Source organism: Actinomadura rugatobispora (assembly GCF_055379765.1).
Genome location: NZ_AP029191.1, coordinates 11,002,897 through 11,025,003, shown reverse-complemented (window position 1 = coordinate 11,025,003; position 22,107 = coordinate 11,002,897). Strand labels below are relative to the sequence as shown.

18 protein-coding genes and 1 pseudogene are annotated in these 22,107 nt (G+C 75.3%); 11 read left to right on the top strand and 8 right to left on the bottom strand.

The genetic code is table 11. The features are described from left to right. Entirely contained in the window at nt 1-1,176 is a 1,176-nt protein-coding gene (locus ACZ466_RS49375; protein WP_378287294.1) for an epoxide hydrolase family protein, read from the bottom strand. A 63-nt stretch (nt 1,177-1,239) separates the two neighbouring features. Between ACZ466_RS49375 and ACZ466_RS49370 the strand changes: the two genes are divergently transcribed. Beyond that, nucleotides 1,240-2,250, top strand: coding sequence for a helix-turn-helix transcriptional regulator (locus ACZ466_RS49370; protein ID WP_378287293.1), 1,011 nt, complete (start codon nt 1,240-1,242; stop codon nt 2,248-2,250). Here the strand turns inward: ACZ466_RS49370 and ACZ466_RS49365 are convergent. From ACZ466_RS49365 to ACZ466_RS49355, 3 genes are all read right to left on the bottom strand, one after another. After that, nucleotides 2,237-3,154 carry an NADP-dependent oxidoreductase gene (locus ACZ466_RS49365; RefSeq protein ID WP_378287292.1) on the bottom strand — a complete coding sequence of 306 codons (918 nt, stop codon included), beginning with the start codon at nt 3,152-3,154 and terminating at the stop codon, nt 2,237-2,239. The genes ACZ466_RS49370 and ACZ466_RS49365 overlap by 14 nt on opposite strands. Nucleotides 3,155-3,230: 76 nt before the next feature. After that, nucleotides 3,231-5,975 carry an ATP-binding protein gene (locus tag ACZ466_RS49360; protein ID WP_464042099.1) on the bottom strand — a complete coding sequence of 915 codons (2,745 nt, stop codon included), beginning with the start codon at nt 5,973-5,975 and terminating at the stop codon, nt 3,231-3,233. A gap of 6 nt (nt 5,976-5,981) precedes the next feature. Continuing rightward, nucleotides 5,982-6,584, bottom strand: a complete 603-nt coding sequence (locus ACZ466_RS49355; RefSeq protein ID WP_378287290.1) for a TetR/AcrR family transcriptional regulator — start codon at nt 6,582-6,584, stop codon at nt 5,982-5,984. An 84-nt stretch (nt 6,585-6,668) separates the two neighbouring features. Between ACZ466_RS49355 and ACZ466_RS49350 the strand changes: the two genes are divergently transcribed. Continuing rightward, entirely contained in the window at nt 6,669-7,709 is a 1,041-nt protein-coding gene (locus ACZ466_RS49350) for an ATP-binding cassette domain-containing protein (protein ID WP_378287289.1), read from the top strand. Then, nucleotides 7,706-8,569, top strand: coding sequence for an ABC transporter permease (locus ACZ466_RS49345; RefSeq protein WP_378287288.1), 864 nt, complete (start codon nt 7,706-7,708; stop codon nt 8,567-8,569). Before ACZ466_RS49350 ends, ACZ466_RS49345 begins: the two co-directional genes overlap by 4 nt. Nucleotides 8,570-8,582: 13 nt before the next feature. On the opposite strand, the gene ACZ466_RS49340 is transcribed toward ACZ466_RS49345, so the two are convergent. Further along, nucleotides 8,583-9,389 (bottom strand): TetR/AcrR family transcriptional regulator, encoded by an 807-nt coding sequence (locus ACZ466_RS49340; protein WP_378287287.1) that lies wholly within the window; start codon nt 9,387-9,389, stop codon nt 8,583-8,585. Between the two features lie 114 nt (nt 9,390-9,503). Here ACZ466_RS49340 and ACZ466_RS49335 point away from each other — a divergent pair, with 114 nt between their 5' ends. Both ACZ466_RS49335 and ACZ466_RS49330 read left to right on the top strand, forming a co-directional pair. Next, nucleotides 9,504-10,451, top strand: a complete 948-nt coding sequence (locus tag ACZ466_RS49335; protein WP_378287286.1) for an ATP-binding cassette domain-containing protein — start codon at nt 9,504-9,506, stop codon at nt 10,449-10,451. Beyond that, nucleotides 10,448-11,290, top strand: a complete 843-nt coding sequence (locus ACZ466_RS49330; RefSeq protein ID WP_378287285.1) for an ABC transporter permease — start codon at nt 10,448-10,450, stop codon at nt 11,288-11,290. The genes ACZ466_RS49335 and ACZ466_RS49330 overlap by 4 nt, the downstream gene beginning before the upstream one ends. Before the next feature lie 89 nt (nt 11,291-11,379). On the opposite strand, the gene rsgA is transcribed toward ACZ466_RS49330, so the two are convergent. From rsgA to ACZ466_RS49315, 3 genes and pseudogenes are all read right to left on the bottom strand, one after another. Continuing rightward, the gene (rsgA, locus tag ACZ466_RS49325) at nt 11,380-12,459 is read right to left on the bottom strand and encodes a ribosome small subunit-dependent GTPase A (RefSeq protein ID WP_378287284.1); all 1,080 of its coding nucleotides are present in this window, start codon (nt 12,457-12,459) and stop codon (nt 11,380-11,382) included. 223 nt (nt 12,460-12,682) lie between these two features. Then, complete coding sequence (locus ACZ466_RS49320) at nt 12,683-12,988, bottom strand: hypothetical protein (protein ID WP_378287319.1); 306 nt, start codon at nt 12,986-12,988, stop codon at nt 12,683-12,685. Nucleotides 12,989-13,022: 34 nt separating this feature from the next. Beyond that, a pseudogene (locus ACZ466_RS49315) lies at nt 13,023-13,478 on the bottom strand (LLM class flavin-dependent oxidoreductase); the annotation flags it as partial. A gap of 276 nt (nt 13,479-13,754) precedes the next feature. On the opposite strand from ACZ466_RS49315, the gene ACZ466_RS49310 reads away from it, so the two are divergent. The 6 genes from ACZ466_RS49310 (at nt 13,755) to ACZ466_RS49285 (ending at nt 22,068) form a co-directional block, all read left to right on the top strand. Next, a complete protein-coding gene (locus ACZ466_RS49310; protein ID WP_378287283.1) occupies nt 13,755-14,753 on the top strand; it encodes a hypothetical protein in 999 nt (332 codons plus the stop codon). Between the two features lie 89 nt (nt 14,754-14,842). Beyond that, nucleotides 14,843-16,198: a hypothetical protein gene (locus tag ACZ466_RS49305; protein WP_378287281.1), complete on the top strand. Its 1,356-nt coding sequence runs from the start codon at nt 14,843-14,845 to the stop codon at nt 16,196-16,198. A gap of 74 nt (nt 16,199-16,272) precedes the next feature. Further along, nucleotides 16,273-16,995, top strand: coding sequence for a response regulator transcription factor (locus ACZ466_RS49300; RefSeq protein ID WP_378287280.1), 723 nt, complete (start codon nt 16,273-16,275; stop codon nt 16,993-16,995). After that, nucleotides 16,995-18,470 (top strand): sensor histidine kinase, encoded by a 1,476-nt coding sequence (locus ACZ466_RS49295; RefSeq protein WP_378287279.1) that lies wholly within the window; start codon nt 16,995-16,997, stop codon nt 18,468-18,470. The genes ACZ466_RS49300 and ACZ466_RS49295 overlap by 1 nt, the downstream gene beginning before the upstream one ends. Before the next feature lie 65 nt (nt 18,471-18,535). Then, entirely contained in the window at nt 18,536-19,855 is a 1,320-nt protein-coding gene (locus tag ACZ466_RS49290; RefSeq protein ID WP_378287278.1) for a bifunctional glycosyltransferase family 2/GtrA family protein, read from the top strand. Then, nucleotides 19,852-22,068, top strand: a complete 2,217-nt coding sequence (locus ACZ466_RS49285; RefSeq protein ID WP_378287277.1) for a glycosyltransferase family 39 protein — start codon at nt 19,852-19,854, stop codon at nt 22,066-22,068. Before ACZ466_RS49290 ends, ACZ466_RS49285 begins: the two co-directional genes overlap by 4 nt. Nucleotides 22,069-22,107 lie beyond the last annotated feature (39 nt).

The window sequence follows — 22,107 nt, the reverse complement described above, 5'->3', positions numbered from 1 at the left end:
TCAGCGGACCTTTCCGAAGAAGGCGCGGATCTCGCGGGCCAGGAGCGCGGGGGCGTCCATGGCGGCGAAGTGCGCGGCGGCGTTGCCCTCGGGCCAGTGGATGATGGTGTTGTCGCGTTCGGCGAGGCGCCGGATCGCGGGCGGTCCCTCGAACACTCCGGTCGGCACGGCGGTCTGCCCTTCGGGCCAGGCGAATTCGGTGGTGTCGTACATGAACCAGGATGACGTGCCCGAGGTGCCGGTGAGCCAGTAGACGGTGGCGTTGGTGAGGAACAGGTCCCGGTCGAGCGCCGTCTCCCAGGACAGGGCCTCTGCGCCGGCCTGCCCGGCCTCAGCCCCCTTGGCGGGCGACACGGACATGCCGAACTCCTTGAACTTGTGCAGCAGCCAGGCCAGCTGCGCGACCGGGGAGTCGTTCCAGCCGTAGGAGAAGGTCTGCGGTGCGGCGCGCAGCAGCGAGTGGTGGTCGACGCCGCCCATCCACTTCTGCATCTCCTGGTACTGGGCGAGTTCGTCGGGCGTCAGTTCCGGCACGTCCTTCTCGGTGGGCATGCCGAAGCCCGCGTTGATGTGCACGCCGACGACGTGGGCGGGGTCGGCCCTGGCGACCGCGGGGGCGAGGTAGGCGCCGAGGTCGCCGCCCTGGGTGCCGTACCGGTCATAGCCGAGCCGGGCCATCAGTTCCGCCCAGAGCCGGGCGGTGCGGTCAACGCTCCAGCCGGTCTCGCGCGGCGGCGCGGAGAAGCCGAAGCCGGGCACCGACGGCACCACCACGTGGAAGGCCTGCGCCGGGTCGGCGCCGTGGGCACGCGGGTCGGTGAGCGGGCCGATCAGGTCGGTGAACTCCACGAACGAGTTGGGCCAGCCGTGCGTGAGGACCAGCGGCAGCGCGCCGGGCTCGGGCGAGCGGACGTGCAGGAAGTGCACGTCCTGCCCGTCGATCTCGGTCGTGAACTGGGGAAACCCGTTCAGCCGCGCCTCCTGCGCCCGCCAGTCGAACCCGTCGCGCCAGTACTCGGCCAGTTCCCTGAGGACCCCGACCGGCACGCCCCGGCTCCAGTCCTCGCCGGGCAGGGCGCGCGCCCAGCGGGTCCGGGTGATGCGGTCGTGCAGGTCGTCGAGGTCGGCTTGCGGGATGTCGATGCGGAACGGGCTGACCCCGGTGTTCGTCGTCATGCCCGGCACGCTAGACGGCATCTAGGTCAGTTCCTGTCCGCGACTTCGGGCATCCTCGACGGCATGGGAAACACCTCGGCACGGCTGCTGAGCCTGCTGTCGCTGTTGCAGACACCGCGCGAGTGGGCCGGCGGCGAACTGGCCGAACGTCTCGGGGTCAGCCCCCGCACCGTCCGGCGCGACATCGACCGGCTGCGGGACCTGGGCTATCCGGTGCAGGCCACGATGGGCCCGGTCGGCGGCTACCGCCTGGTCGCGGGCACGGCGATGCCGCCGCTGCTGCTGGACGACGAGGAGGCGGTGGCGATCGCGGTCGGGCTGCGCACCGCGGCTGGGAACGCGGTCGAGGGCATCGGCGAGGCGTCGCTGCGGGCCATGGCCAAGCTGGAGCAGGTGCTGCCGTCGCGGCTGCGGCGGCGGGTCGCCGCGCTGAACGCGGTCACCGTCCCGCTGCCCGAGTGGGGGGACGGCCCCAGGGTCGACCCGCAGACGCTGGCGGTGCTGGCGGCGACCGCCGCCGGCCGGGAGCGGCTCCGCTTCGCCTACGAGTCGGTGGACGGGGCCGCGTCGCGGCGGCTGGTGGAGCCGCACCGGCTGGTGCCGGCGGGGCGGCGCTGGTACCTGGTCGCCTTCGACAACGACCGGGACGACTGGCGGATCTTCCGGGTCGACCGGGTCGCGGAGCCGCGTCCCGTCGGGCAGCGGTTCGAGCCGCGCGAACCGCCCGGGCGGGACGCGGCCGCCTTCGTCCTCGACCGGATCTACTCGCTGGCGCCCACCTACCGGGCGGTCGCGACCCTCCACCTGCCCGCCGAGCGGGTGCGCGGGCGGCTGGGCGACAGCCCCGAGGAGATCGAGCCGATCGACGCGCACCGCTGCCGCCTCAACGGGCACGCCGACACGCTGGAGTGGCTGGCCAGCCGCCTGATCATGCTGGGCTGCGAGTTCGAGGTGCACGAGCCGCCGGAGCTGATCGAGTACCTGCGCGAGCTGGGCGCCCGCGCGGCCCGCGCCGCGGGGGCGCCCGGCCCGGCCGGGCCGCCGGTGCCGCCGGGCGGTGTCAGTCCATCGTGAGGACGATCTTCCCGTGGATGTTCCCGGCCTTGTACGCGCGGTGCGCGTCGGCGGCCCGCTCCAGCGGGAAGGTCTCGCGGACGTGCACCGTCAGGTCGCCCCGCGCGTACAGGTCGGCCAGCCCGGCCAGCCGCGCGGCCGAGCGGGCGGGCGGGGTGACCCGGATGCCCAGTTCGCCCGCCTTGCCGTGCTCGACCAGGGTGAGGATCCGGGCGCGGTCCTTGACCAGGTCCAGGGACGCCTCCAGCGCGTGGCCGCCCACGCCGTCGAGCGCGGCGTCCACCCCGCCCTCGGGCGCCGAGCGCAGCACCCGTCCGGTGAAGCCGGGCCCGTAGCCGACGGGGAGCGCGCCCAGCGACCGCAGGTAGTCATGGTGCGCCTCGCGGGCCGCGCCGATGACGGTGGCGCCCGCCAGCCGCGCCAGCTGGACGGCGACGGTGCCGACCGCCCCGGCCGCGCCGTGCACCAGCAGCGTGTCGCCGGAGGCGACCGCCAGCTCTCCCAGCGCGATGTGCGCGGTCTGCGCCGCGGCGCTGAAACCGCCCGCCACCTCCCAGGGCATCGACGGGGGCTTGGCGGTGATCTGGTCGGCGGGGATGACGAGCCGTTCCTGGTAGGCCTGCAGCAGCCCGAAACCCAGCACCTCGTCGTCGGGCGCGAATCCGGCGACGCCTTCGCCCGTCCGTTCCACCACGCCCGCGAACTCGTTGCCGGGGATCCGCGGGTAGGCGGCCTCGGCCCCGGCGGGCAGCCAGCCCTCCACCACCGCGACGTCGAACGGCTGCACCCCCGCGGCCTTCACCCGGATCAGCACCTCGCCCGGCCCGGCCTGCGGGTCGGGCACCTCGATCAGCCGCAGTACCTCGGGTCCGCCCGGCTCGTGGAAAGCGATCGCCCTGCTCATTTCCGGCTCCTTCGTTCAGCGTTGAACCACTGGTGAGGAGGCTAGGAGGCGGGTCGGCACGGGCGAATCCGTGGAATCACGGTAGTGGCGGCACCGGGGCGGTGAAGCGGGACAGTTCGGCGCGGGAGGTGATCCCGAGCTTGGGATAGGCCTTGTAGAGGTGGTACTCGACGGTCCGGCGGCTGAGGAACAGCCGCGCGGCGATGTCGCGGTTGCTCGCCCCGCCCGCCGCGAGCCGCACGATCTGGAGCTCCTGCGGGGTGAGCGCGGCCAGCCGCTCCTCCGCGGCCGTGCTCTCGGGTGCGGTCTCGCCACTGGCGCGCAGTTCCGCGCGGGCGCGTTCGGTCCACGGTGCGGCACCGAGCCGCTCGAAGGCGGCCAGCGCGAAGCGCAGAGGCGTGCGGGCGTCGGTGCGGCGCCTGGCCCGGCGCAGCCATTCGCCGTGGAGCAGTTCGGTACGGGCGCGTTCAAAGGGCCTCCCGCCGTCTTCGCGGTGTGCCGCGGCCGCCTGCTCGAACAGCCCGCCCGCCTCGCGCGGCGGGGCGAGCAGGGCGCGGCAGCGCAGCGTGACGCCCCGGGCCCACGGCGGCCCGGCCGCCTCCGACCAGGCCGCGAACCGCCGGAACGGCCCGTCGGCCCGTCCGGGAGCCCCGGCCCGCACGGCGGCCTCCACCAGGTCCCCGGTCGCGAACCGGACGGCCGCGGTGTGCCGGGCGGGCCCCTGGACGATCTCCGCGAGCCGGTCCAGCGCCTCCTGGTACCGGCCCTGCGCGAGGTCGAGCAGGGCCAGCGCGCAGCCCGCGGCGGCCGCGGCCTCGTCATGGCCGTCGCCCCGGGCGAGGGCGCGTCCGGCCAGTTCACGGCAGCCCTCGGCATCGCCCTCGATGGCCGCGAGGCGGGCGGTGACCGCGGCGATCCGGCCTTCGCGGTGGCTCTGCCCGGTGTCGCGGGCGAACCCGAGGGCCTCGGCCGCGACCGCTCTGGCGTCGCGGTGCAGGCCGGCGGCGGCCTGGGCCTGGGCGAGCATCTGGAGGGTGAGCGGCAGCGCCCCGGCCAGCCCCAGGCCGCGGCTGCGGGCGGCGTCGCCGGAGGCCAGTTCCGCCGCGGCCGCGTCGTCGCCCAGCAGCAGGGCGAGGTTGATGACGAACAGGCGGACGATCAGGCTCTCGTGCGGCTCGGCCCGGGATCGTCCGACCAGGTCGCGCAGCGGCGCCAGCGCCGCGGCGTGGTCGCCGGCCGCCAGCCGCTCCAGCGCCACCAGGGCGGCGGCGACCGGAGCGGCGCCCGGAACCCGGGGCATCAGGTCCGCGGCCAGGCCGGCCACCCGGCGCAGCGCCGCCTCCTCCGCGGACGACCAGGCGTTGCCGGCCGCGATGACCAGCAGCGTCAGCGCCAGCCCGGGATCGTCGCCGGCGATCGGCTCGGCGCTGCCGGCCAGCAGCCGGGCGCTGCCGCCGGGGGTGCCGCGCTCGTGCTCGACGGTCGCGCGGACCATGGCGAGCCCGGCGTGCAGCAGCGGGTCGCCGGTCATCGCCAGCGCCCGCTCCGCCAGCGCGCCGGCCTGCTCGGTGCGGCCGACGGTGATCGCGGCCTGAGCGGCGCGGGTCATGCGCCGGGCGCGGTCGCCGCCGCCGGGGCTCAGCCGCGCGGCCTCCTCGTACAGGGCGGGGGAGGAGGCCAGGGCGCCGCGGTCGCGGGCGCGCTGGGCGGTCCGCTCCAGCTCGGCGGCGACGGACTCGTCCGGGACGGGTGAGGCCGCGGCGCGGTGCAGGGCGCGGCGGTCGCCGTCGAGGACCGCGGCGAGGGCGCGGTGCGCGGCGAGGCGGGTGGCGAGCGGGGCGCCCTGGTAGGCGGCGGCGCGGACGAGCGGGTGCCGGAACGCGACCGACACGGCGGTGACCTGCACCAGCCCGGCCCGTTCGGCGAGGGCGAGGTCCGCGGCGCCGGCGCCCAGTTGCCCGGCGGCGCGCAGCACGGTGCCCAGCTCGCCGCCGCCCTCGGCCGCGGCGACCAGCAGGACCAGCCGGGACGGTTCGGGCAACCGGTCGATCTGAACGCCGAAGGAGGCCAGCACCCGGCCGGTCACCGGCAGCGCCGCCGGGGCGGACGCCCGCCCGGACCGCTCCTCCTCGCTCAGCCCGGCGGGCAGCTCGATGAGCGCGAGCGGGTTGCCGGCGGCCTCCTTCAGGATGCGGTCGCGCAGCGGCGCGGCCAGGCCCGGCGAGCGATCGGCGAGCAGCCCGGCGGCGGCCTCGCGGCCGAGGCCGTCCAGTTCCAGCTCGGGCAGGCCGGGCGCGTCGAAGCCGTCCCGGGCGGCGAAGACCAGCGCGACGCCCTCGGCGCCGAGGCGGCGGGCGGCGAACACCAGGGCGTCGGCGGAGGCGGGGTCGAGCCAGTGCGCGTCGTCGACCAGGCACAGCACGGGCCGTTCCGCCGCCAGCTCCGACAGCAGTGTCAGGACGGCCAGCCCGACGAGGAAGCGGTCTCCGCCCCCGGTCGCGGCCAGGCCCAGCGCTCCGCGCAGCGCGTCGGCCTGCGCGCCGGGCAGGGCGTCCAGGCGCGGCAGTACGGGCCGCAGCAGCATCTGCAGGCCCGCGAACGGCAGCGCCGCCTCGGCTTCGACCCCTGTGGCGCGCAGCACGCGCGGCACGTCCGATCCGCCGGAGTCCCGTCGCGCGGCCTGGCGCGCGGCCTCGTCGAGCAGGGCGGTCTTGCCGATGCCCGCCTCGCCGCGCACCACCAGCACGCCGCTGCGCCCGGCGCGGGCCGCCTCGGCGAGCCGTGCGAGCTCGGCGCGCTGCGCGTCGCGTCCCCTGAGCACGGCCGGTCAGGTCCGGACCCGGACGCCGTTCTCGAACGTGCGGATGATGGTCGAGGTGACGCCGTGGCGCGGCAGCACGCCGGATTCGGCGTCCTCGAACGCGGTGAAGACCAGGGACCAGATCACGTGCTGGATCCAGTGGGCGGGGACCTCGGGGTCGAACACGCCCTCGCGCTGGCCGCGCTCGATCAGCCGCAGCACCGGGTCGTCGACGGAGGGGACCTCGCCCTCGCACTCCGCGTCGGCGCTGGTGGGCGGGCCGTACTGCTCCAGCACCCGGGGGTCTCCCCAGAGGAACACGATCCGTTCGCCGACCCCGACCATGGCCGCGATGAGCCGGCGCATCGCCTCCACCGGAGGCCCGTCGTCGATCTGCGCCTCCTCGGTGGCGCGTTCGAGGGCCTCCAGGGAGTCGTCGACGACGGCCCTGATCAGCTCCCGGCGGTCGGCGAAATAGCGGTGCAGGGTGCTGCGCCCGACGTCCGCGGCGTCGGCGATGTCGGCCAGCGTCGCGCCGTGGTCGCGGGCCAGCACGGACGCGCCGGCCGCCAGGATCGCGCGGCGGGTGCGTCCGCGGGCGCCGGACTCGGGGATCTCGGTCGTGCTCATCGGCCAAAACGTATCACTTGACAACCATCATGGGATTCGTGCCACCCTAAATGGGACATCAATGTCCCAAAGAAGGAGCTCGCTGTGGAGCCAACGGCATCCGCGGTCGTCGCCGAGGGGGTCCGCAAGCGCTTCGGCGCGACCACCGCCCTCGACGGCTTCGACCTGGCGGTACGCGAGGGCACGGTGTGCGGCCTGCTCGGACCCAACGGCGCGGGGAAGACCACCGCCGTCCGGATCCTGAGCACGCTGCTGCGGGCGGACGGCGGCCGGGCGCGCGTCGCCGGGTACGACGTGGCCCGCCGGTCCGCCGAGGTCCGCCACCGCATCGGGCTGGCCGGCCAGCACCCGGCCGTGGACGAGATCCTCACCGGCCGGGAGAACCTGCAGATGTGGGGGCGGCTCTACCATCTGGACGCCCGTACCGCCCGCCGCCGGGCCGACGAGCTGCTGGAGCAGTTCGGCCTGGCCGAGGCCGCGCGCAAGCGCGTAAAGCACTACTCCGGCGGCATGCGCCGCCGGCTCGACCTGGCCGCCAGCTTCATCCTGGCCCCGCGCGTGCTTTTCCTGGACGAGCCCACCACCGGCCTGGACCCGCGCAACCGCAACGACGTCTGGCGCGCCATCCGCGCCCTGGTCGACGGCGGCACGACCGTGCTGCTGACCACCCAGTACCTGGAGGAGGCCGACCGGCTGGCGCACCAGATCGCGGTGCTCGACTCCGGCCGGGTGATCGCCGACGACACCCCCGGCCGGCTGAAGTCGCGGATCGGCGGCGACCGGATCGACCTGGTACTGCGCGAGCCGGAGGGTCTCGCGCGGACCGCCGAGGTCGTCGCCCGGGTCACCGGGGCCGAGCCGCGCGTCGACCCCGACGCCCGGCGCGTCGACGCCCCGGTCCGCGACCGCATCGGGGCGCTCACCGAGATCATGAGGACGCTCGCCGAGGACGGCGTCGCGGTGGAGGACGTGACGCTGCGCCGCCCCACCCTCGACGACGTGTTCCTGCGCCTGACCGGCCACGGCGCCGCCACGGCCCCGGCCGACGCGCCGCCGGACGGGCCGGACGGCGGCCCGGCGCCGGCCGGAGGCCCGGGCGGGACCGGACGGGAGGTGGCGGCATGACCGCGCTGACCGCGTCCAGCCCGCCCGTCCCGCCCGCGCCGCCCGTTCCGCCGTCCCCGCCCCGGACCGCACCGGACCGGCTGCGCTGGGCGGTCGCCGACGGCTGGACGGTGGCCCGCCGCGACCTGATCCACTGGCTGCGCAACCCCAGCGTGATCGCCTACCAGCTGCTGTGGCCGATCATGATGGTGCTGATGTTCGGCTACGTGTTCGGCAGCGCGATGGTGGTGGCGGGCGGCGGGGACTACCGCGAGTTCCTGATGCCGGGCATGTTCGGCCAGGCCATGATGTTCGGCGTCGCCACCACGCTCACCGCGGTCTCCACCGATGCCTCCTACGGGGTGACCGACCGGTTCCGCTCGATGCCGATGTCGTCGTCGGGGGTCGTGCTGGGACGCAGCCTGGCCGACCTGATCAACTCGGTGCTCGAGCTGGCCATCCTGGTCGGCTGCGGGCTGGTCGTCGGCTGGCGCTGGAACCAGGGCCCGGTCAGGGCGCTGGCCGCGGTCGGGCTGCTCCTGCTGCTGCGGTTCGCGCTGATCTGGGTCGGCATCCTGGTCGGGCTGATGATCAGGCCCGAGGCCGCCGCCGCGGCGTGGGCGCCGCTGTTCCCCCTGACCATGGTCGCCAACACCTTCGTCTCCCCCGAGCAGATGCCCGGCTGGATGGGGGCGATCGCCGCGTGGAACCCGCTGTCGGCCACCGTCGCCGCGTGCCGCGAGCTGTTCGGCAACCCCGGGATGGGCGGTGACTCCTGGGCGGCGCAGCATCCGATCCTGCTGGCCGTGCTCTGGCCGCTGGCGCTCGTCGCGGTCTTCCTGCCGCTGTCGGTGCGCCGGTTCCGCCGCCTGGACCGCTGACAGGTCTCCGCGGTCACGCGCCGCCGCCGGGTTCCGGTACGTCCGGCACCTCCGGTAGCTCCGGTACGGAGGGGAGTGCGGCCTGGACGCAGTCCAGGACCCGGTCCAGGCCGTACCGGAACCCGGCTTCGCGGTCCATGTGGGGCTGCCGCGCGTCCTTGACGACCCGGGTGAGCATGGGGTGCCTGCCGCTGTTGATCAGCTGGTGGACGTAGGCGGCGCTGCGCCCCATCCAGTGCTCCTTGCTGAGGCCGCTGCGGCGCCGTTCCGACTCCCAGGCCAGCTCGTCCTGGACGGCGTTGTCCACGTACCCCGTCACCAGGCCCATCAGGACCATGATGTCGTCGATCGGGACGCCGACGTCCAGCGCGCCCATCCCGAACTCCAGCATCCGCAGCTGGTTGGGCCCGAAGGAGGACCGCGCGCGCCGCATTCCGGACATCCACGGGTGGCGCAGCCGCATCGCCCGGGTGCGCTCGGCCAGCAGGGTCAGGTCGGCGCGCCAGTCGCCGGAGGGCCGGTCGGGCAGGTCGAGCTCGCCGAGGACGTGGTCGATCATCAGCTCCAGGAGGTCGTCGCGGCCGGGCACGTACCGGTAGAGCGACATCGCGCCGGTGCCGATCTCGGCGGCGATCCGGCGCATGGAGGCGGCCTCCAGGCCCTCGGCGTCGGCGATCCGCACCGCCGCCTCGGTGATCTGCGCGCGGCTGTAGGCGGGCCGCGGCCCGCGGGCCGGGCGCTCGGGGCGCATCCAGATGTTCACGTACTCGCTGCTGTCGCCGTGCGCGGTGTCGTCGCCCCGCTCGGTGCCGTCGGCCACCCGGCCCCACCTCCTCCTCCCCGAATCTTCCACCAATCCCAGTTGCGTACGTCGTACCCAGTTGTTTAGCCTACCGGCACTGAAACCGCGTACGACGTACCCAGTGGAGGGTCCATGACGGAACCGATCGTGGTGGCCGAGGGGCTGCGCAAGAGCTTCGGCGGCACCCACGCGCTGCGCGGGCTCGACCTGGCCGTGCCCGCCGGGCGGGTCTGCGGGGTCCTCGGCCCCAACGGCGCGGGCAAGACGACCCTGATCCGCATCCTGGCGACGCTGGCGGACCCCGACGGCGGCGCCGCCCGCATCGCCGGGCACGACGTCGTCCGGGACGCCGACCGGGTGCGGGCGCTGATCGGCCTGGCCGGGCAGTACGCCGCCGTCGACGAGAAGCTCACCGGGCGCGGCAACCTGCGCATGTTCGGGCGGCTCTACCACCTGTCCCGCGCCGACGCCCGCCGCCGGGCCGACGAGCTGCTGGAACGCTTCGGGCTGATGGAGGCCGCCGACCGCCAGGTGGCCGGATACTCCGGCGGGATGCGGCGCCGGCTCGACCTGATCACCAGCCTGATCCTGCGCCCCCGGGTGCTGTTCCTGGACGAGCCCACCACCGGCCTGGACCCGCGCAGCCGCAACGAGATCTGGGACAGCGTCCGCGACCTGGTCGCCGACGGCACCACCGTGCTGCTGACCACCCAGTACCTGGAGGAGGCCGACCGGCTCGCCGACTCGATCGCCGTGGTCGACCACGGCCGCGTGATCGCCGCCGGCACGCCCGACGAGCTCAAGGGCGGCATCGGCGACCGGCTCGACGTGGTGCTGGAGGACCGGGCCCTGGTGGGGCGGGCGGGCACCGTCCTGGGCGCGCTCACCGGCGGCGAGCCGGAGACCGAACCGGACACCGGCCGCCTCAGCCTCCCCCTCGCGGGGACGGTGCGGCTGGCCGACGTCGTGCGGGAACTGGACCGCGCCGGGATCGACGCCGCCGATGTGAGCGTGCGCCGGCCCACGCTGGACGAGGTCTTCCTGCGCCTGACCGGAAAGACCAAGGAGAGCGTGCGATGACCACCGTCCCTGCCTTCACCGCCCCGGCCGCCCCCACCGTCCTGGAACGGGTGCGGTGGACCTTCGCCGACGGGCTCACCCTCGTCGGCCGCGAGCTGAGCCGGATGCGCCAGGAGCCCGGCACGCTGGTCGGCGCGCTCGTCTTCCCGGCCATCATGGTCGTGCTGTTCGGGTACGTGTTCGGCAGCGCCATCCAGGTGCCCGGCGGCGGGAACTACCGCGAGTACCTGATGCCGGGCCTGTTCTCCATGGTCACCTTCACCTCCGTCATGGCCCTCACGATGCAGGTGGCCACCGACGCCTCCAAGGGCGTGATGGACCGGTTCCGCGCGATGCCGATGGCCAGGTCGGCGGTGCCGTTCGGGCAGACCGGCGCCGACGTCCTCACCGGCTTCCTGAGCCTGGGCATCATGGCGGCGGCGGGACTGCTGGTGGGCTGGCGGGCGCACCGCGGCGTGCTGCCGGCGGTGGAGGCGTTCGCGCTGCTGTGCCTGATGCGCTACGCGCTGAGCTGGGTGGGCTGCTACCTGGGGCTCGTGGTGAAGAACGAGCAGACCGCCGACCATCTGGTGCCGCTGTCGCTGCCGTTCACCATGCTGTCGAACTCCTTCGTGCCGACCGAGGGCATGCCGGCCTGGCTGAGGTTCCTGTCCGACTGGAACCCGGTCAGCGCGCTCACCGCCGCGTCCCGGGGGCTGTTCGGCAACCCGGGCGCGGCGACGGGCGACGCGGCGTGGCCGGTCGCGCATCCCACGGCGGCCGTGCTGCTGTGGTCGGCCGTGCTGCTGGCGGTGTTCGTCCCGCTGTCGGTCCGCACCTACCGGCGCAAGGGCCGCTGAGGGGCCCGTCCCGCCGACCGGACGGCCGGCGGGACGGGACGGGAACGGGACGGCGGATCAGACGCGGCCCTGCCGCTGGCTGCCGGGGGTCACCGCTTCTTCCCCTCGATCTTGTAGCGCTGCCGCAGCGACCTGCTGATCTCCTTGTACCGGCCCTCGCGTTCGGCGCGCAGCCGGGCGTCGCCGCGCGAGGCGATCCAGTCGTTCTCGCGCAGCAGCTTGCGGTAGCTGTCCAGCCGCCGCGAGGGCAGCTCACCCGCCTCGACCGCGGCGAGCACCGCGCAGCCGGGTTCGCTGTCGTGGGCGCAGTCGTTGAAACGGCAGTCCGACGCCAGATCCTCCACGTCCGCGAAGGTCTGCTGGAGGCCGTCGGCGGCGTCGATGAGCCCGACGCCGCGCAGCCCCGGCGTGTCGATCAGCACGCCGCCGCCCGGCAGCGGCAGCAGCTCGCGGCGCACGGTGGTGTGCCGGCCCTTGCCGTCCTGGACACGGACCGCGCCGGTGGCGAGCACGTCGGCGCCCAGCAGCGCGTTGCCCAGGGTGGACTTGCCCGCGCCGGACACCCCCAGCAGCACGACCGTGCCGGTGAGGACGGCGGTGACGACGTCGATGCCGGTGCCGTCGGCCGCGCTGCAGGAGACGACGTCGGCGCCGGGCGCGACCGCGGCGACCTCCTCCAGCCGCGCGTGCTCGGCCGCCGGATCGGCGAGCCGGTCGGCCTTGGTCAGCACGACCACGGGCCGGGCGCCGCTCTCCCAGGCCAGGGCGAGCAGCCGTTCGATCCGTCCCAGGTCGATGGGCTCGGCCAGGGAGACGGTGACGGCCACGGTGTCGACGTTGGCGGCCAGGACCTGCCCGCGTGACTCGCCCGAGGCCGCGGCCCGGACGATGGCGGTGCGGCGGGGGAGCAGCGCGGCGACGGCCGGGTGGTCCCCGGTCCGCAGCGCCGCCCAGTCCCCGGTGCACGGGGACTCCAGCGGGTCGGGCGAGGCCACCGGCGCGGTGTCGGCCCGCATCGGTCCGGCTTCGGTGATCACATCGCAGCGGCCGCGGTCGACGGCGGCGATGCGGGCGGGCACGAGCCCCGTCTCACGGTACGGGGCGAAGGCTTGCTCCAGGTCCCCGTCCCAGCCATAGGCGGACAGGGCCTGCGAAGATGCAGAGAACAACGGAGTGGAACCCTTGCGTGAAGGGGCCCGGCGACGGCCGTGAAGGCGTCAGCTCCGGGCCCGGGAAATGGGAATGGCCGGAGTGCTGCGCGCAGCAGTCACCGCCGCGACGGCCATACACCCCACCTCCCCTTCCCTCGGAGACCCGCAGTCCTTCCGCAGTTCCGTCCGCGACGCTACAGGCTCCTCCCTCGGCCCGCCACCGGTTTTCGGCCCCTGAGGTTCAGGCGAGCAGGGCGCGCACTTCCGCGAGGAGGTCGACCTGGGCGTGCCAGCCGGGGCCGGCGACGCCGATGACCGCGTGCCGGGCGCCCGCCGCCCGGTAGGCCGCGAGCCGTTCGGCCGCCTCCTCCGGCTTCCCGGTGAGCGGGACGTCCAGGACCTCCTCCAGCGGCCTGCCGTACGCGCCGCTGATTCCCGACGCCAGCTCCTCTCGGGAGGGCAGGCCGGGGCCGGTGCCCAGCGCGCAGGTCCCGCCGATCGCGACGACGGGCACCCGGCGGCCGTGCGCGTTCGCCTGCTCGGCCAACTGCGCGGCGCCCCCCGGCCAGCTCGTCCGGGGAGATCAGCGAGGGGAACCAGCCGTCGCCGAGCCGCGCGGCACGCCGGATCGCCGCGGCCGAGGCGTTCCCGACCCAGACCGGCGGCATGTCGACCGCGGGTTCGAGCCTCACCGGCGGCGCGCCGGACGCGTCGGGCAGCCGGACCTCCTCGCCCGCCAGCAGCCGCGGGAGCAGTTCCAGCGCGGTGTCGGTGCGCCGGCCGCGCTCGCCGTACGGGACGCCCGCGGCGGCCCACTGCCCGGGCCCGCCGCCCGACCCGACCCCCAGGACCAGCCGGCCGCGCGACAGGTGGGCCAGGGTCGCGATCTGCTTGGCCGCCCATGCCAGCGGGCGGATCGCGGGAACGAACACGCTGGTCCCGACCTTGATCCGGGTGGTGGCGGCCGCGGCGGCCGCCAGTGCGAGCGGGGCGTCCAGGACGGGGCGTCCCACGGCCAGGTGGTCGCCGTGCCACACACCGTCCAGCCCCGCGTCCTCGGCGTGCCGCGCCGCCGCGGCCAGGTCGACGCCCTCGTCGCGCTGGACGGCGATGCCGGGAAGGATCACGCCGATCTCGAAGGTGCTCACGTTCGTCCTCTCACGTCGCCGCTGCTGCGGGCGTCCCTGCCAGGGGCCCGGTGCAACGGTGCAACCTCAAGCGGAGTCGAGGTCAAGCGCGTTCCCCCGCGCGGGGGAACGAGATCGGCCGGTGCGGGGAGGAGCACGGGGCGCCGCCGCCGGAGGATCGAGCGCATGGCGTCGACGACGATGATCCCGCTGCGGCGGCCCCGGCCCCGAGACCTCGCGGCGATCGGCATTCCCTGGCTGATCGCCTACGGGACGCTGCAGACCTACTGGCGGCTCGGTCACCGTCCGGCGGAGCTGTCGCCGGTCGGCGACGACCTGGTGTTCCTCAACGGCTGGGGCGTGGTGGGACTGTGCGGGGCGGCCGTGCCGCTGCTGGCGGCACTGGCGGTGTCACGGCCGTCGAGGGCGGTACGGCGGCTGCTGCTGCTCGCGTCCTGGGCGACCGCGATCACGCTGGTCTCCGCCGCGGCGATGGTGCTGCTGGACGTGGTCGGCGGGATCCTGCCCGGGCTGGGCATCGAGTTCTTCCCGCTGGGGGCGCTGAGCCGGGCCGGATGCCTGGGAGGCGGCGTGATCGTCGGGATGGCCGCGCTGTCGTACCAGCGGGCCACCCGGGCCGGATGCGCCGCCTGCGGGCGCGCAGGGCCGTCGGAGGCACCGGAGCGGCCCGGACGCACGCCGGTCTGGGCGTTCGCGGCGGCCTACGGGGCGGTGGCCGGCTGCGCGGTGCGGATCGGTGCCCAGGCGGTGGTCGGCTTCGACGAGTCCCCGCTTGCCTCGGGTGTGTCCGTGCTGCTGTTCGAACTGGGGTTCCTGCTCGGCGGGACCCTGCTGCCGCTGTCGCTGGTCCACTCCTGGGGGCGGGTGTGGCCGCGCTGGGTGCCGGGCCTGGCCGGACGCCGGGTGCCGCGGCGGCTGGTGCTGTGGCCCGCGGCCGGGATCTCCGCGGGCCTGGTCGTGTACTTCGGGTTGATGCTGCTCCAGATGATCGCCGAGCGGCTGCAGGGCCGGAACCCGTTCCCGCCGTCGGGCGGGCTGGACCTGCCGGAGGCGTTCTTCTGGTTCGCGGTGCCCTCCTACCTGGCGTGGGGGGCGGGTATGGCGGTGGCGGCGTTCGGCTACCACCGGCTGACCCGTCGAGCCTGCGGGGAGTGCGGCCGGTGAGCCGGGGGCCTCTGCGGGTAAAGAGCGAAAGGGATGAATCACGTCAGGGCCGGTTAAGGTGATGTCAAAGACCCGACCATCGTGGGGGCGTGGCCGTGGAGGAACAGTCGGAGAAGCCCGGCGCGGTGGCGCCGCGCGACGTCGACCGCGCTGTCGAACGCGATGCCGACAGGACCACCGGCCGCGCCGCCGACCGCGACGTCGTCGACCCGGTGCCGCTGGCGGCCAGGCTCGACCGGGCGGCGGCCGAGCGCATGGAGGAGCTGTGGAACGGCGTCGGCCCGGCCGCCGTCGAGGCCGCCCGGCTGGCCACCACCGTCAGCGACCCCGTCCGGCAGGCCGCGCGCGAGGCCGCCGGCCGCGCCGCCGTCACCGTCCTGGACCAGCTCTCCGGCACCCCGGTGATGCGGGCGGTGGAGCAGGCCGCCCGCGAGGCCGCCGTGAAGATCGCCACGACGGCGGCGGAGAAGGCGGTCGCCGAGGCGCGGGCCGCGGCCGAGTCCAACGCCGTCACCGGCGCCGCCCTGGACGTCACCACCGCCGCCATGACCATCGCCGGGCAGGCCGCCTCGCATCCGATGGCCGTGGCCGCGGCGCGGCTGGCCGCCCGCAACCCCCTCGCCCGCGCCGCCACCGCGACCGCGCTCGACGTGGCGGGCCGCACGGTCGCCGCCCCGGTGCTGCAGACGGCCACCAAGGCGGTGGTCGACTCCACCATCGACACGGTCGCCGGCGTCGCCACCGACGTGGCGATGGACGCGGGCCGCGAGGTCGTGCTGAGGGTGGTGCGGGATACCGCCCGCGACACCGCCCGGGACCTGGCCGTCACCGTCGGCGGGCGGGCCCGCGAGGCCGCCGCGATGACGCCGGTGACCGCCGCCGCCGCCGAGGTGGCCGGCGAGGTGGCCGGCGAGGTGGCCACCGAGGTCGCCGCCCGGGCCGCCGGGAGCGACACGGTGCGCGACACGGTCCGGTCGGCCGGCGGGCTGCTGGCCGCGGTGGCCGGCAGCGCGGTCGCCCGTACCGCCCGCGACCTGGCCGGACGCGCCGCGACCGCCGCGGTCGAGGCGGTGCTGGCCGAGCTGATGCGCGAGGCGCTGAGGCTGGCGATGCGCGAGCGGCTCCGCGAGCTGATGTTCGAGGTGGCCCGGGACGTGGTGGTCGACGTCGCCAAGACCACCTGGACCACCGCGGCCGGGCCGGTGCCGCGCCCGGCGGAGCGGGAGGTCGAGGAGGCCGGGGAGGTGCTGGTGTCGTTCACCGGCATGCTCGGCCGGGCGGCCAAGGCCACCGCCGGCTTCATGACGACCGCCGGCCCGCCCCCGACCGCGCCCGCCTCCCGCGACGACGAACGCGAAGACGACGGCGACGGCGACGGCGAGCGCGACGGTGACGAAGGCGACCCCTGGGCGGCCGCCACCGCCCCGCCCGGCCCGGTGGCCTGAGAACTTCCTGAAATAACCATGAGAAACGGGCTCGCGCGGCATGACCGCACGTCAGCGCTGGTTACGTTGTGTTCATGGAGCCTGGGAGCACCGGTGCGGCGCCCGCCCGGATACTCATCGTGGACGACGAGCCCGCGGTGCGTGAGTCGCTGACCAGCAGCCTCGAGTTCGAGGGCTACCAGGTGGGCGAGGCCGCCGACGGGGTGCTCGCGCTGGAGCGGGTCGAGCGCGACATGCCCGACCTGGTGGTGCTGGACGTCCTCATGCCGCGGATGGACGGGCTGACCACCTGCCGCAGGCTGCGCGCCCAGGGCGCCACCATGCCGGTGCTGATGCTGACCGCGCGCGACATGGTCGGCGACCGCGTCACCGGGCTCGACGCCGGCGCCGACGACTACCTGGCCAAGCCGTTCGAGCTGGACGAGCTGCTGGCGCGCATCCGCGCGCTGCTGCGGCGCAGCGCGATGGCCGCCCCGGCGGGCCGCGGGCCGGGCGAGGTCCTGGCCTTCGACGACCTGCGGATGAACACCGCCACCCGCGAGGTCACCCGGGCGGGCAGGCCGCTGGAGCTGACCCGCACCGAGTTCATGCTGCTGGAGATGTTCCTGCTGCACCCCCGGCAGGTCCTCACCCGCGAGCAGATCCTGGAGACGGTCTGGGGGTTCGACTTCGAGCCCGCCTCCAACTCCCTGGACGTGTACGTGATGTACCTGCGCCGCAAGACCGAGGCTAGGGGGCTGGCCCGTCTCGTCCACACGGTGCGCGGGGTGGGGTACGTGCTGCGAACGGCGTCGTGATGAGGCGGCTGTCGCTGCGGGGGCGGTTGTCCCTGCTGGTGGCGGTGGCGGTCGCCGTGGCGGTGGCGGCGTGCGCCATCGCCAGCTGGTTCCTGGTGCGCGACCAGCTCTACAGGGAGCTCGACCGGCGGCTGGCGGCGATGGGCGGTCCGCTCGCCCCCAGCGGGCGGGGCTACCCGCTGCCGGGCGGGCCCGAGCCGGACGGCGCCGCCCCGCGCGACATGCGCCGTTCGTGGGAGCTGACGGGGGCGCTGGAGCAGTGCTCGCCGGCGGCGACGACCACCAGCGCCCAGCTGAGGCCGCCCGGCCCGTACGAGATCATGCAGCTGGTGAACTCCGCGGGCGGTCCCTGCACCGTGCCCAACGCCGGGTCGCTCACCGTCACCGCCGCCGACGCGCGGGTCGCCAGGGGCGGGTCGTTGCCGGCCGTGCACGACGGCACCGGGGTGACCGCCGACGGGGAGCGGGTGGACGTGCGCGTCCACACCCGCTCGTTCGTGGCGGCCGACGGCACGCGGGCGGCGGTGTCGTTCGCGCTGCGGCTCGACCAGGTCGAGGAGCCGCTGAACCGGCTGACGCTGGCGCTGGTGACGGTGGCCGCGCTGGGCGTGCTGGCCTCGGCGGGCACCGGGCTGCTGATCGCGCGGGCCTCGCTGCGGCCGGTGGACGAGCTGACCGCGGTCACCGAGCACATCGCCCGCACCCAGGATCTGGACACCCGCATCCCGGCCGAGGGCGCCGACGAGATCGCCCGGCTGAGCCGCTCGTTCAACACCATGACCGCGGCGCTGGCCGCCTCCCGCGACCACCAGCAGCAGCTGATCGCCGACGCCGGGCACGAGCTGCGCACCCCGCTGACCAGCCTGCGCACCAACATCGACCTGCTGCTGCGGGCCGAGGCGTCCGGGCGGGAGCTGCCGCCCGGGACCCGCCACAACCTGATGGTGAACGTCCGGACGCAGATGCGGGAGCTGTCCAGCCTGGTGGGCGACCTGCTGGAGCTGGCCCGTCCGGAGGAGGCCGAGCCGGCCCGCGAGACGGTGGCGCTGCACGAGGTCGCGGCCCGCGCGGTGGAACGGGCCCGGCCGCGCGGCCCCGGCCTGACCATCGACGCGCGGATCGAGCCGTGGTACGTGACCGGCGATCCGGCGTCGCTGGAGCGCGCCGTGGTGAACCTGCTGGACAACGCGGTGAAGTTCAGCCCGCCGGGCGGGGAGGTGGCGGTGCGGCTGGCGGGCGGCGAGCTGAGCGTCCGCGACCACGGCCCGGGGATCTCGGCCGAGGACCTGCCGCACGTGTTCGAGCGGTTCTGGCGCTCGCCGTCGGCGCGGAGCCTGCCGGGTTCGGGGCTGGGCCTGTCGATCGTCGACCGGGTCGTCACCGAGGGCGGCGGGAAGGTGCGGCTGGACCCGGCCGGGGGCGGCGGCACCGTCGCCCGGATCTGGCTGCCCGGCGGCCCCGAGCGGGACGACTGATCTTTCTCATCGGGGATTAATGATCGCCTTAGGCCGCTCCCACGCCGGCGGCCGAGGTTGGTCGCATGAGCCACTTGGTCACCGATCCGGCCGCCGCGGCCGGGGCGCAGCCGGACCGCCGCGAGGGCGGCGGGCGGCGGCGCCTCGTCGAGGTGGTCGTTCCCGTCTACAACGAGCAGCACGTGCTGGAGGCCAGCGTCGGCCGCCTGCACGACTATCTGGAGTCCACTTTTCCCTACCCGTTCCGGATCACCGTCGCGGACAACGCCAGCACCGATGCCACGTGGCGGGTCGCCGAGGAGCTTGAGGCGCGGCTGCCGCACGTGCGGGCGGTGCGGCTGGAGCAGAAGGGCCGTGGCCGGGCGCTGCGGCACGTGTGGAGCCACAGCGACGCCGACGTGGTCGCCTATATGGACGTGGACCTGTCCACCGACCTGGACGCGTTCCTGCCGCTGGTGGCGCCGCTGATCTCCGGGCACAGCGATCTGGCGATCGGCAGCCGCCTGTCGCGCGGGTCGGCGGTGGTGCGCGGTCCCAAGCGCGAGTTCATCTCCCGCTCCTACAACCTGCTGCTGCGGACGGCGCTGGCGGCGCGGTTCTCCGACGCGCAGTGCGGGTTCAAGGCGGCCCGGACCGAGATCGTGCAGGCGCTGCTGCCGGCGGTCGAGGACGAGGCCTGGTTCTTCGACACCGAGCTGCTGCTGCTGGCCGAGCGCAACGGGCTGCGCATCCACGAGGTCCCGGTGGACTGGGTGGACGATCCCGACAGCCGCGTCGACGTGCTGCGCACGGCGCTGGACGACCTGAGGGGCATGGCCCGGGTGGGGCGGCGGATGCTGACCGGCGCGTTCCGCGCCCCGGTGGGCGGGCGGCCCCGGCCGGGGGCGCGCGCGGAGCTGCCGGCGGGGATGGCGCGGCAGCTGCCCTCCTTCGCGATCATCGGGGTGGTCAGCACGCTGGCGCAGCTGGTGCTGTTCGTGCTGCTGCGCACGGTGACGGGCCCGCTGTGGGCCAACGCGCTGTCGCTGGTGATCACCGCGGTGGGCAACACCGCCGCCAACCGCCGGTTCACCTTCGGGGTCACCGGCCCCGAGCGGGCGTTCCGGCAGCAGCTCGAGGGCGGGCTGGCCTTCCTGCTCGGGTTGGCGCTGAGCAGCGGCGGGCTGGCGCTGCTGCACGCGACCGTGCCGGACGCCTCCCGCGCGGTCGAGGTGCTGGCGCTGGTGACGGCCAACGGCGTCGCCACGCTGGTGCGGTTCCTGCTCATGCGCGCGTGGATCTTCCACCCGCGCCGTCTGGGCCGCCGCGGCCGGGCGGGCGGGGACGCGCACGACGCGGCGAGCGGACGGAGTGGACAGGAAGTGACGGGAGGGCAGGTGCGATGAGTCTCACCGGCACCGACACGATCGGGAGCACGCGTGACGGGGCGGCCCGCGGCGAGTCCGCGGCGCACGCCGGACCCGCCGGACGGCCGGGACCGCTGGGGTCGCTGCGGCGGCTCGCGCTGGGCGGGCCCGAGGATCCGCGGTGGGCCAGGCCCGCGCTGTGGGCCGTGGTGCTGCTGGCCTTCGTGCTGTGCGCGTGGAACCTGTCGGCCAACGGATACGCCAACACCTACTACTCGGCGGCGGTGCGGAGCGGGACCGAGAGCTGGAAGGCGTTCTTCTTCGGCGCCCTGGACTCCGGGTCGTTCATCACCGTGGACAAGCCGCCGATGGCGCTGTGGGTGATGGGGCTGTTCGCCCGGGTGATGGGGTTCGGCCCGTGGAGCCTGCTGCTGCCGCAGGCGCTGGCGGGCGCGGCCGCCGTCGCCGTGCTGCACGCGACGGTGCGGCGGGCGTCCGGGCATCCGGCGGCGCTGATCGCGGCGGGGGTGCTGGCGCTGACGCCGATCACCGTGGCGATCAACCGCGACAACAATCCCGACACGCTGCTGGTCCTGCTGCTGGTTCTGGCGGCGTGGGCGTGCCAGCGGGCGGTGGAGTCCGGGCGGCTGCGCTGGCTGGCGGCCGCGGCGTTCTTCGTCGGCTGCGGCTTCAACACCAAGATGCTCCAGGCGTTCCTGGTCGTCCCCGCGCTGGCGCTGGCCTACCTGGTGGCGGCCAAGGCCCCGGTCCTGCGCCGGGTCTGGCATCTGCTCGCGGCCGGTGCCGCGCTGGCGGTCTCGAGCCTGTGGTGGATGGCCGTGGTCGACCTGATCCCGGCGGATCGGCGGCCGTTCATCGGCGGCAGCTCCGACGGCACGGTGTGGGACCTGGTCATCGGCTACAACGGCCTGGGCCGGATCTTCGGCGAGGGGGGCGGTTCAGGGGGCGTCCGCGGCGGTCCCGGCGGGGGCGGCGGCGGCTTCGGCGGTGCGGCGGGTGCCGGGCGGCTGTTCAACGACACGCTCGGCGGCCAGATCTCCTGGCTGCTGCCGTACGCGGCGATCGCGCTGGTGGCGGGGCTGCTCCTGCTGTGGAAGCGGCCGCGCACCGACCTTGGGCGGGCCGGGCTGCTGCTGTGGGGCGGGTGGCTGGCGGTGCACTTCGTGGTGTTCAGCTTCGCCGAGGGCACCTTCCACCCGTACTACGCCACGGCGATGGCTCCGGCGATCGGCGCGCTGGCGGGTGCGGGCACGGTGCTGCTGTACGGCGCGTACCGGCGCTCGGCCGCCTGGGCGTGGGTGCTGCCGGTGGGGGCGGCGATCACGGGGGCGTGGTCGTTCGCGCTGCTGGGCCGTACACCGGACTGGAATCCGTGGCTGCGCTGGGCGGTGGCCGCGGTGACCGTCCTGGCGGTGCTCGGCGTGGTCGCCGGGCGGGCGCTGCGCGGACGCGGGGGCCGGATGGTCGTCGCGGGGCTGGCGTTGACGCTGGTGGCGGGGCTGGCAGGTCCGGCCGCGTACGCGGTGTCGGCGGCCTCGTCGCGGGTGAACGGCACCAATCCGCTGGCCGGGCCCTCGACGGGGGCCGGCTTCGGCGGTCCGGGCGCTCGTCCGGGCGGCGGCCGCTTCCCCGGCGGTCCGATGCCCGGTGGCGGCCCGGCACCGGGCGGCCTGGCTCCCGGTGGCGCTGCTCCCGGTGGCGCTGCTCCCGGTGGCGCTGCTCCCGGTGGCGCTGCTCCCGGTGGCGCGATGCCGGGCGGGGCGATGCCCGGCGGCTTCCGGCCGCCGGGGTCCGCTCCCGGTGTCGGCGGTCGCACCGGCGGCGGTCCGGGCGGGCAGGTGAGCGACGGGATGCTGAAGTACCTGCGGGAGAACCGCGGCGGCGCGAGCTGGCTGGTGGCGGTGAGCAGCGCCCAGCAGGCGTCGTCGGTCATCGTGGAGACGGGGGAGCCGGTGATCGCCATGGGCGGCTTCACCGGCCGGGACCCGGCGATGACGGTGGCCAAGCTGCAGGAGTACGTCAAGAGCGGCAGGCTCCGCCACATCCTCATCGAGGGCGACGGCCGCCGTGGCCCGGGCGGGCAGGGCGGCGGTGGCGCGGAGGTCACCGCGTGGGTGCAGAAGAACGGCACCCTCGTGGACCCGAGCGCCTACGGCGGCTCCTCCGCCGCCTCGTCCGGAGCATCCGGTGCGTCCGGTGGCAGCGGAGCCCGGCTCTACAAGCTGGGCTGATCTTGAGACCGCGGGCCGGCGCGGCGTTCCACTTCGCCG